The 10518-nt window shown below is 64.9% G+C and carries 8 protein-coding genes; 7 read left to right on the top strand and 1 reads right to left on the bottom strand.

The window, feature by feature from the left end; translation table 11 throughout:
* Positions 1-92: 92 nt before the first annotated feature.
* The gene (locus V3W39_RS33205) at positions 93-1085 is read right to left on the bottom strand and encodes a P1 family peptidase (protein ID WP_177048852.1); all 993 of its coding nucleotides are present in this window, start codon (positions 1083-1085) and stop codon (positions 93-95) included.
* A gap of 306 nt (positions 1086-1391) precedes the next feature.
* Between V3W39_RS33205 and V3W39_RS33210 the strand changes: the two genes are divergently transcribed.
* From V3W39_RS33210 to V3W39_RS33240, 7 genes are all read left to right on the top strand, one after another.
* Complete coding sequence (locus tag V3W39_RS33210) at positions 1392-3830, top strand: TonB-dependent receptor plug domain-containing protein (protein WP_177079808.1); 2439 nt, start codon at positions 1392-1394, stop codon at positions 3828-3830.
* A 58-nt stretch (positions 3831-3888) separates the two neighbouring features.
* Entirely contained in the window at positions 3889-5226 is a 1338-nt protein-coding gene (locus V3W39_RS33215) for an LLM class flavin-dependent oxidoreductase (RefSeq protein WP_177079807.1), read from the top strand.
* Entirely contained in the window at positions 5223-6140 is a 918-nt protein-coding gene (locus V3W39_RS33220; protein ID WP_177048855.1) for a 5'/3'-nucleotidase SurE, read from the top strand. The genes V3W39_RS33215 and V3W39_RS33220 overlap by 4 nt, the downstream gene beginning before the upstream one ends.
* On the top strand, positions 6137-7126 hold the full coding sequence (locus V3W39_RS33225) for an LLM class flavin-dependent oxidoreductase (protein WP_330214154.1): 990 nt from the start codon (positions 6137-6139) through the stop codon (positions 7124-7126). The genes V3W39_RS33220 and V3W39_RS33225 overlap by 4 nt, the downstream gene beginning before the upstream one ends.
* Positions 7123-8109 (top strand): LLM class flavin-dependent oxidoreductase, encoded by a 987-nt coding sequence (locus V3W39_RS33230; RefSeq protein ID WP_177048859.1) that lies wholly within the window; start codon positions 7123-7125, stop codon positions 8107-8109. The genes V3W39_RS33225 and V3W39_RS33230 overlap by 4 nt, the downstream gene beginning before the upstream one ends.
* A 167-nt stretch (positions 8110-8276) precedes the next feature.
* Positions 8277-9269 (top strand): LLM class flavin-dependent oxidoreductase, encoded by a 993-nt coding sequence (locus V3W39_RS33235; protein ID WP_177079805.1) that lies wholly within the window; start codon positions 8277-8279, stop codon positions 9267-9269.
* Positions 9259-10401: an LLM class flavin-dependent oxidoreductase gene (locus V3W39_RS33240; protein WP_330214155.1), complete on the top strand. Its 1143-nt coding sequence runs from the start codon at positions 9259-9261 to the stop codon at positions 10399-10401. The genes V3W39_RS33235 and V3W39_RS33240 overlap by 11 nt, the downstream gene beginning before the upstream one ends.
* Positions 10402-10518: the final 117 nt, after the last annotated feature.

Consider the following 10518-nt stretch of genomic DNA (forward strand, 5'->3'; position numbering starts at 1 on the left):
CCTTTGCTTACTTTGGGGCTTTTCCAAAGTGAGTCGCTGTAAGAGCGAAACCATAGGCGGCCGTTACCTAAATAACGGATATACACCCCAACCTAAGCCCGCGCAGCAAACACCCCCCGCGCAATCGACCGAGCCACGCAGTCAGCCGCCGCCGACCCAATCCGCCCAATCTCCACCTGCCGCCGAGGCCCATCCGTCAACTCCACAGCCCCAGAGGCCAACGCAAAAACCGTATCCCCATCAAACGGCAAATGCGCCGGCCGCACCGCCCGGGCAATCCCGTCCTGGGCCATGATCGCCACCCGCTTGCACTCCGCCACCGTCAACCGCGCCGTACTCGCCACCACCACCAACGTCGTATTGGCCCCCGCTTGCAGGCGCCCCATGGAATCCAGCCGCGACAACTCCGGCATCGGGTCACTGCAATCCATCTCCGTGACGGGCCGCGCCCCACCAAACTCCCCCGCCACCTCCCACGGCCAAGCCCAAAACGTCTCACCATCCGGCATGTAGACCGAACCGATCGGATTGGCCACCACCAACGCAGCCACAACCAACCCATCCCCCAAATCCAGCGACGCCGTACCCAGCCCGCCTTTCAACACCCCGGCCATGGCCCCACGCCCAGCCCCGACCGAGCCCAGCTCAAAGTCCGGACCAGCGTTGGCCAGAGCCTCAAACCCCAACCGTCGATAAGGCGGCTCCAGGCCCCAATCCTTGTCGCCGCCATTGGCCAGGTCATGCAACACCGCCGCCGGCACGATAGGAATCGCCGGCGCACCCGGCTTCAAATGCAACCCCACCTGGTCTTGGGACAACTTCGCTGCCACCGCATCCGCCGCCCCCAGGCCAAACACCGAGCCACCGGCAAACACCAGGGCGTGCAACTGGCCAACCATGTTCTCCGGCTCCAGCGCCGCCGTTTCGCGACCGCCAGGGCCGCCACCACGAATGTCGATACTGGCAGTCCAGAAACCATCCGGGCGGATCACCGTGACGCCGGTGTCGGCATACAGGTCTGTGGCGTGGCCAACCTCCAGGCCGGGAATATCAGTGAGGGCGTTGCGCGGGCCGGGTCTAGGCATACAGAAAAGCTTCCTTGGGTTTAGGTATGGCGTGGGGAGAGCAAGGGGTGTGCCAAGCAGGCATTTCCCCGCCCCGGCGTACGCCAGCCGTTTCTCGAAAAAATCCCCTGCACAAAAACCAACACCCTGCCTTCCCGCCTGTTAGAAAAACACCACCCGCTACCCCAGCCCGCCAACAACCCCTTGTTATCCAAGACTTTTCAGCGATGGCACAGCCTTTGCTCTCCTGCCTCCACCAGAGCTTGAACTCAACAAGCCGCCCTCGAACAAGGCTCGTCGCCTAACCACACTGGAGTGTTGCACATCATGAATCCATCACGCGTCGCAGGCCGCCGCCAACCCGGCAAGGCCTTCGCCCATACCCTGTTGTTCCTCGCTGTGTGCGAGGCCGCCAGCTACAGCAGCCTGACCCTCGCCGCCGACGCCCCGGCCAGCGACAACCCGCTGGACACCGTCGTGGTGATCGGCAACCGTGGCCAGGCCCGCACCCTGGCCGAGAGCCCGGCGCCGGTGGATGTGATTTCCTCCAAGCAGTTGCTCGCCACCGGCCAGGGCGACCTGACCCGCGCCCTGAGCAAGGTGCTGCCGTCCCTCAACCAGCCGGCCTCGTCGGGCTTCGGCTCGACCTCGATCGTGCGCCCCATCAGCCTGCGTGGCCTGAACGGTGACCAGGTGCTGGTGCTGGTCAACGGCAAGCGCCGCCACAACAGCGCGCTGTTGAACAACGCGACCTCCCTCAACTCCGGCTCGCAACCGGTAGACCTGGACATGATCCCCACCGCCCTGGTGGATCACATCGAAGTCCTGCGTGACGGAGCCTCGGCGCAATACGGCTCGGACGCCATCGGTGGGGTGATCAACATCGTGCTCAAGCAGACCGACCATGGCGGCAGCCTGTCCACCACCTACGGCCAGAACTATGAAAACGGCGACGGCGAAACCGTGCGCCAGACCGGCAACGTCGGCCTGGCCCTGCCCAACGACGGCTTCATCAACCTCGCCCTGGACGTGAAAAAACAGGACGTCTCGGACCGTTCCGACGCAGCGCCCTACACCGACAGCGCCGGCAACACCAGCCAGCGCCACACCTACTACGGCACCGGCCTGCCCGAGGCGAAGAACTTCAGCCTGGGCTACAACGCCGAATTGCCGGTCGCTGACGCGCTGACCCTGTACTCGTTCTCGACCTACACCCACCGCAACTCGGAAAAGCCCCTGGCCTTCCACCAGCCGGGCAGTTTCAACGGCATCCAGACGCCGTACCCGGAAGGTATCGAAGACAACCTGCGCTTCATCGAAGACGACTTCCAAGTGGCATTCGGCGGCAAGGGCCAGGCGGCCGGCTGGGACTATGACCTGTCGAGCACCTACGGCCAGGACCATGCCCGGGCCACCCTCACCGACACCTACAACCTGAGCTACGGCCCCACCTCGCCGACCTCGGTAGACACCGGCGTGAAAACCTTCAGCCAGTGGACCAACAACCTCGACCTGACCCGCGCCTTCGACCTCGGCCTGTACAAGCCGACGCAGATTTCCTGGGGCCTGGAACAGCGCTACGAAGACTACAAGATCGGCAAGGGTGACCTCGCCTCCTACGCCAGCGGGCCGTTCGACACCGGCGCCAACGGCGCGATTATTCCACCCGGGACCATTTCCGGTGCGGGCACCACCCCGGCCGACGCCGCCGAAAAAAGCCGCATCAGCCTCGCGGGCTACGGCGAAGTCGGTCAGGACTTCACGGACAAATGGCACGTGGACCTGGCCGGGCGCTACGAGCACTACAACGATGGCTCGGGCACCACCACCAACGGCAAGATCTCCACCCGCTACCAACTGACGCCGATCCTGGCGGTGCGCGGCACCTTCAGTACCGGGTTCCGTGCGCCGTCCCTGGCCCAGCAGATCTACAGCTCCACCTCGCAAACTAGCGTCAACGGCCAACTGTTTGACTACCGCAACGTGGCGGTGAATTCCGACGTGGCCAAGGCGTTGGGTGCGACCACCCTCAAGCCGGAAAAGTCGACCAACTACAGCGTCGGGCTGACCCTGCAACCCACCGACAACACCAACATCACCCTGGATGCCTACCAGATCGTGATCAAGGACCGCATCGCCCAGACCGGCTACCTGGGCGGCACCCCGCAGATCAGCGCGATCCTCGCCGCGGCCGGGCTCAACCCCAACCAGGCAGTGACCTACTTCACCAACGCCCTCGACACCACCACCCGTGGCGTCGACCTGGTGGGCGACTACCGCCAGGACATCGGTGCCTATGGCAGCCTGAAATACAGCGCCGGCTTCAACTGGAACACCACCCAGATCGACTCGATCCACGCCTCGGCCGTGGCCGCCCAGGCCCTTGGCCCGGACGGTGGCTACGACCGTCAGCGCCAGGGCAACCTCAAGTACGGCCTGCCGCAATCCAAACTGCTGCTGGGCACCACCTGGACCTACGACAAAGTTGAAACCAGCCTCAACCTGACCCGCTACGGCTCCTACACCGAGTACGGCACCGCCGAGATCTACGACCGCAACTTCGCGCCGACCTGGATCACCGACCTGAACATCGACTACCACCTGACCAAGGCGGTGACCCTGAATGCCGGCGCCAACAACCTGTTCAACAAGTACCCGAAACGCACCGACCTGGTGAGCAGCTCCGGCGGCTTCCCCTACGGCACCTTTTCGCCTTACGGCACCACCGGTGGCTACTGGTACACCGGCGTGACGTACGCCTTCTGACCCAGCCCGCAGGGCCGGTTCGCCGGCCCTGCGCCTGACCTTTCCCGGGAGCCTGTCCATGACCCGACGTACCGATCAACTCAAGCTGGGGGCCTTCCTGGCCAACAGCGGCCACCACGTATCCGCTTGGCGCCACCCGCTGGCACAGGCCGATGCCAGCCTGGATTTCGAGCACTTCAAGCACATCGCGCAAACCGCCGAGCGCGGCAAATTCGACGCCTTGTTCGTCGCCGACGTGGTCGCACTGTGGGGGCATCATCACGATGCACTCAGCCGAACGGCGCGGGCCGAACACTTCGAACCCCTCACGCTGATGGCCGCCCTCGCCGCCGTCACGAGCAACATCGGCCTGATCGCCACCGCCACCACCAGCTACAACGAGCCGTACCACATCGCCCGCAAGTTCGCCTCCCTCGATCACCTGTCCAAGGGCCGCGCCGCTTGGAACCTGGTGACCTCGGTGGTCTCGGATGAAGCCTGGAACTTCGGCCGCGAAACCCATATCGATCACGGCGACCGCTACCAGCGCGCCGAAGAATTCCACGATGTGGTCAAGGGCCTGTGGGACAGCTGGGATGACGACGCCTTCACCCGCGACAAGGCCAGCGGTGAGTATTTCGACCCGGCCAAACTGCACACCCTGAACCATCGCGGCGAACACTTTTCCGTGCGTGGCCCGCTCAACGTCGCCCGCCCGCCGCAGGGCCATCCGGTGCTGGTACAGGCCGGTGCGTCGGAGCCCGGCAAGGCCCTCGCCGCCCGCGTCGCCGAGCTGATTTTTGCGGTCAACCATGACCTGGCCGGCGCCCAGGCGTTCTATCAAGACATCAAGCAACGGGCCGCCGCCTTTGGCCGCGACCCCGACCACGTCAAGATCCTGCCCGGTGTCACTCCGTTTATCGGCGAGACCCGCGAACAGGCCCAGGCGCTGTTCGAAGAATTCCAGGCCCTGGTCGACCCGGTACTGGGCCTGCGTTTCCTGGCCGACACCCTGGGCGATGACATCGACCTGTCGGGCTACGACCTCGACGGCCCGCTGCCGGAAACCCCGGTAGGCCAGCGCGGCAGCCGGCGCGACAAACTCCTGGAACTGGCCCGCAGCCAGAACCTGAGCATCCGCCAGCTGTACCTGCACCTGACCGCCGGCAACCCGGTGATCGGCACCGCCGAAGACATCGCCGACTTCTTCGAGCAGTGGTTCGAAGCCCGTGCCTGTGACGGCTTTAACGTGTTCTTCCCGTACTTCCCCGGCGGCATCGACCTGTTCGTCGACCAGGTGATTCCACTGCTGCAACAACGCGGGCTGTTCCGCACCGAATACGAAGGCACCACCCTGCGGGAAAACCTCGGCCTGCCGCGCCCGGCCAACCGTTTTACCCAAGGAGCAAAACCATGAAGCACAGCGCATGGATGCTGGCGCTCGGCAGCCTGGTCGCCTCGAAGGCCTTCGCCCTGAACATTTTGCTGAGCAACGACGACGGCTATCAGCACCCCAATATTCGCGCCCTTTACACCGAGCTCAAGGCCCAGGGGCATACGGTGCGGATTGCCGCGCCGCAAGCCGACCAGAGCGCCCGGGGCGGCGCGTTTTTCTTTGGCCGCGAAGTCACCGTCGGCCATGACGACGACCCGGCCTATCCCGACAGTTACTACATCAGCACCACCGAAAACGGCGTGTGCCAAAGCCCCGAGTGCGCGGGTAAAGACGTGCAGATCGAGATCAGCGGCACGCCGGTGATGGCCTTGCTGATGGGCCTGAAAAAAGTCATGCCCCATCCCGACCTGGTGATCGTCGGCCCCAACCCCGGGAATAACCTGGGGGCGATCAACAGCGCCTCCGGCACGTTCAACGTCGCGAGTGTCGCGGTGCAGGCGGGCATTCCGGCGCTGGCGGTCAGCACCGACTTGAAAGAGGCCGACCCACAGCGCGCGGCGCTGCTGGTGGCGAAGCTGGTCAACGCCCTGGACCAGCATCGCCAACCCGACGGCGCGCTCTTGCCCAAGGGCCTGGGCCTGAACATCAACCTGCCAAAAGACCCGCAGATCAAGGGTGTGAAACTCACCCGAATCGGCAGCTACGTGGGCTTTGAAGCGGTGTACACCGACGACCTCAAGCAATTCAAGCTGCCAGGCAAACCCGGCATTGGCTTCCAGTACAGCCCCGCCGCCACCGCCGAGCAACAGAAGCAGGATGAAGCGGTATGGCTGAACAAGGGTTACCTGACCATCAGCCCCTTCAGCGGCCTGCCGGAGTCGATCAATGCCGGCCCCGCGCTGCAAAAACAACTGGCCCGCGAGGTGCAGCCATGAGTTCGCGTTTTTCCCTGGGGTTTCTCAGCCGAGTCTACAGCCCGGGCTTCGATCCCAAGGTCTACCGCGACACGCTGGAGCTGTTCAAGGTCGCTGAAGAGCTGGGCTTCGACAGTGGCTGGGTGGCGCAGCACCACTTCGCCAGCGAACACGGCCGCCTGCCCTCGCCTCTGGTATTGCTCGCCGCCATCGCCGAGCGCACCCGCAGGATCAGCCTCGGTACCGGGATTATCGTGCTGCCCCAGGAAGCGCCGCTGCGCCTGGCGGAAGACGCCTCGGTGCTGGATCTGTTGAGCAATGGCCGGCTGGAACTGGGCCTGGGCGCAGGCTTCGATCCTGAGACCTTTACGGCGTTCGGCCGCGAGCCGCAGGCGCGCCACCGCGACTATGAGCAACACCTGCAAGAGTTGCTTCACGCCCTGGGTAACGCGCCACTGACCGACAGTGGCTCACGCCTGCTGCCACGGGCCGCCGGCCTCGGACAGCGAATCTGGGAAGCCACTTCACGGGTGGAACTGGTAGCCGAGCGCGGCCACGGCCTGATCATGGCGCCGAACCCGCATTTACCGCCTGAAGCCGGCGTGGAGCTGGTCAACCGCTATCGCAACGCCTGGACCGGCGACAACGGCACCCCGCCCCGCATCGCCCGGGTGCAAGCACTGATCCCGAACCCGGACGCCGCCACACGCCAGGACATCCAGGCCTACGTGCGGCGCCAGCAAAGCATCGGCGTGTACAAGGCGCCGGTGGACGATGATTTCGACACCACCCTCAAGCGCCTCGGGATCCTGCACGGGCCGGTCGAACAGATCATCGAGCAGTTGCAGCAAGGCCCGACCCTGACCGCCAACGACCATCTGGTGCTGCAAGTGCAGACCACCAGCACCCCGCTGCGTGATGCGATCCGTGCCCTGGAAATCATCCGCGAACAGATCGCCCCGGCCCTGGGCTGGCAACCGACCCTGCCTCAAGGAACCCTGTCATGAGCTTCAAACTGGGCTTTCTCAGCCACGCCTTTGGCGATGATCCACAGCAGGTCTATCGCGACCTGATCGAACAATTCGAAGTCGCCGAAGCCCTGGGTTTTGACGGTGGCTGGATTGCCCAGCACCACCTGAGCAACGGCTTTGGCCGGCTGCCGTCGCCGCTGGTATTGCTGGCGGCGGTGGCCGAGCGTACCCGGCATATCGAACTGGGCACCGGGGTGATCGTGCTGCCGTTTGAAGACCCGATCCGCCTGGCGGAAGACGCCAGCGTGCTCGACGCCCTGAGCGGCGGCCGGGTGCAACTGGGTCTGGGCAGCGGCGGCGCCAACCTCGACAACTTCAGCGCCTTTGGCCGTGACGCCCTGCAACGCCAGGTCGACTTCAGCGACAGCCAGCAGCAGGTCCAGCAGTTACTCGACGGCGAACCGCTGACGCCCCACAACCCATTGACCCTGCAACCGCCAGCAACCGGTTTGAGCAGCCGCTTGTGGCACTCCCACGGCAGCCTCGAAGGCGCGGCCTACACCGCGAGCCAAGGCAACGGCCTGCTCCTGGGCACCGCCACCCACGACCCGCTGACCGTGCAGAAACCCTTGGCCGATGCCTACCTGAACGCCTGGACCCGCACCGATCGCCAGCCGCGAATCGGCGTGGTGCGTGCAATTTTCCCGGCACCGGACCGGGCCAGTGCCCAAGCGGAATTGGCGGTGGACATTGAGCGACACATCCCGCGCCTGCAACGTGAAGGCTTGATTGATCAAGCCGTGGACCTGCAGGAACACCTGCGCCTGATGAACGTGCACCACGGCCATCCCGACGAAGTGATCGAAAGCCTGCAGCGGGACCCGTCGCTGCTGCCCTATGCTGACTACCTGATCGCGGTGGTCCAGGCCGAGAGCTCGACCCAGGCCCAGATCCTCAAGCGCCTGGAAATCATCGCCCGGGACATCGCCCCGGCCCTCGGATGGCGAGGACGAGAGTAGGATGATCAAACACCCTGAAAGCGTCAGCTCCCGTAGCAGCTGTCGAGTGAAACGAGGCTGCGTGGCGGTGTGTCAGATGCACCGCTACGCAGCCTCGCCGGGGCTCGACAGCTGCTACGACGACGACGACGACGCGTGATACTGATGCCAAACTATGGAGCCTGTGTATGCCCCTTGAATTCAGTTGGTTGATGCCCCTCTGTACCCCCGACTGGGCGGCGCGGCCGGGGCAATGGATCCAGCTGGCCCAGGCGGTGGAATACGCCGGCATCGACGGCCTGTGGATCCCCGGCGGCGCCTTGTGCGCCGACAGCCTCGGGGTGGCGGCGGCACTGTGCGCCCATACCCGGCGGGTGCAGTTGTCGGTCAGCGTGCCGCCGGAAGTCATGCTCCCGGCCGCCCTGGCCACCACCCTGCAAAGCCTGCAATCCATCAGCAGCCACCGGGTGCGCCTGCACTTGCCCGACGGCGAACAAGGCAGCCTGCGCAGCGCCTTTGGCGAATGGCTGAACCGCGACCAGCGCAGCGAGCGCATCGGCGAATACCTGGACATCCTCCAGCAACTGCTGGCCCCGAATGACGGTGGCCTGGATTACCAAGGCCGCTACTTCCAACTGGAAAACGCCGGCGTCGCCCGCCGCGAACTGCCCGCCCCGCCCCTGGTGCTGGACGACAGCCAAAGCCACGCGCTGGTGGCCGGGCACGCCCAAGTCTGCCTGTTGCGGCCCGGGCATCCGCAGTGGCTGGCCCAGGAAATACTGCGCTGGCGCCAGCTGCAACCGAGCCTGGCCTTTGCCTGTACCTTCGGCCTGATCATCGGCGACAGCGAAGACCTGGCATGGGAAACCGCCGCCGCGCTGCTGCCGACCCAGGACCTGCCCAACCACCGCATCGCCACCGTGCCCCGCGACCGTCACCCGTTGCGCCAGTGGGAGATCCACCCGAACCTGCTGCAACTGCATCCTGGCCAACCGCTGATCCTGGTGGGCACACCCCGTCAAATCGCCACGCGCCTGCAGGAACTGCACGGCCTGGGCGTTGGCCACATCATCCTGCAAGGCGGCCCGGCGGTCAGCGAAGTGCTGCGTTTCGGGGAACAGATCCTGCCGCTGCTTTTTCAACACGGCCTGCGCAAGGAGCGCCTGCACCATGAACACTGAGGTTCGCCCACCGATCCAGCTTGACTGGTTCCTGCCCACCAACGGCGACGGTCGCCACCTCACCAGCAGTGGCCTGCCCAAGGTCGGGCTGTTCCAGCAAGGCGAACGTGCGCCGACCCTCGATTACCTGCGCCAGATCGTGCGGGCCACCGAACAGGCCGGGTTTGACGGGATCATGGTGCCTACTGCCAGTGGGTTCGAAGACCCATGGCTGATTACTGCGGTGCTGGCCCAGGAAGTGCGGCGGCTTAAGTTCCTCCTGACGTTGCGGCCTGGCATGGAACTGCCTGCTTATACCGCCCACCGTGCGGCGACCTTGCAACTGCTCAGCGAGAACCGGCTGGCGTTGCATGTGGTGACGGGGTCCAGCCGCTTCGAGCAGCGTTCGTTGGGGGATTTTCTTGAGCACGATGAGCGTTATGCGCGGACTGCCGAGTTCTTGCAGGTGTTCCAGGCGGTGTGGGCTGGCAAGCAGCCGGCGCATCCGGGGCGGTATTACCGCAGCGGGATCAACACGCCGGTGGCGCCTGGGGCCGAGGTGCCGGCGATTTATTTTGGGGGTGCGTCAGAGGCGGCTGAGCAGGTGGGAGCTGCCCATGCTCAGACGTACCTGATGTGGTGTGAGCCGCCGGCGATGATTGCCGAGCGGGTGGTGCGGATGCGCGAGTTGGCCGCGTTGCAGGGGCGGACGTTGCGCTTTGGGTTGCGCTTGCACATCTTTGCCGATCGCACCGAGGAGGCGGCCTGGGCGCATGTTGAGCGGCTGCTGGAGGAGATTCCCAAGGACGCCATTGACCAGGCGCAACGGCAGATGGCCAAGTATGAATCGGTGGGGCAGAGTCGCCAGACTGAATTGATGAAGGGCCGTGGGCGTGGGGCGCGGGAGTTGGAGGTTTCGGCCAACCTCTGGGCCGGGGTGGGCCTGGTCCGTGGTGGGGCTGGTACCGCGTTGGTGGGGAGTTATGAGCGGGTGGCGGAGCGGATCGAGGAGTATCACCAGCTGGGGGTGGACAGCTTTATTTTGTCGGGGTTTCCGCATCTGGAGGAGTCGATTCACGTGGGGGCCGAGGTGTTGCCCCTGTTGCGCAGGATAGGTACTTCGGCGCGGGGTGCTGAGATGGGCCGGGGGTGAGTACATATCCGTTTCTTCGGTAACGGCGGCTATTGGTTCCGCTCTTACAGCGGCTCACTTTTGAACAGCGCAAAAGTAAGCAAAACGCTCTTGCCCCACCACTCGGCACCTCGCCTA

This window comes from Pseudomonas sp. Z18(2022) (assembly GCF_036346535.1).
Classification (GTDB): Bacteria; Pseudomonadota; Gammaproteobacteria; order Pseudomonadales; family Pseudomonadaceae; genus Aquipseudomonas; species Aquipseudomonas yamanorum_A.

Coding starts and splice junctions, on each gene's coding strand:
- V3W39_RS33205 (WP_177048852.1), bottom strand. CDS start 1,085: ATGCCTAGACCCGGCCCGCGCAACGCCCTCACTGATATTCCCGGCCTG.
- V3W39_RS33210 (WP_177079808.1), top strand. CDS start 1,392: ATGAATCCATCACGCGTCGCAGGCCGCCGCCAACCCGGCAAGGCCTTC.
- V3W39_RS33215 (WP_177079807.1), top strand. CDS start 3,889: ATGACCCGACGTACCGATCAACTCAAGCTGGGGGCCTTCCTGGCCAAC.
- V3W39_RS33220 (WP_177048855.1), top strand. CDS start 5,223: ATGAAGCACAGCGCATGGATGCTGGCGCTCGGCAGCCTGGTCGCCTCG.
- V3W39_RS33225 (WP_330214154.1), top strand. CDS start 6,137: ATGAGTTCGCGTTTTTCCCTGGGGTTTCTCAGCCGAGTCTACAGCCCG.
- V3W39_RS33230 (WP_177048859.1), top strand. CDS start 7,123: ATGAGCTTCAAACTGGGCTTTCTCAGCCACGCCTTTGGCGATGATCCA.
- V3W39_RS33235 (WP_177079805.1), top strand. CDS start 8,277: ATGCCCCTTGAATTCAGTTGGTTGATGCCCCTCTGTACCCCCGACTGG.
- V3W39_RS33240 (WP_330214155.1), top strand. CDS start 9,259: ATGAACACTGAGGTTCGCCCACCGATCCAGCTTGACTGGTTCCTGCCC.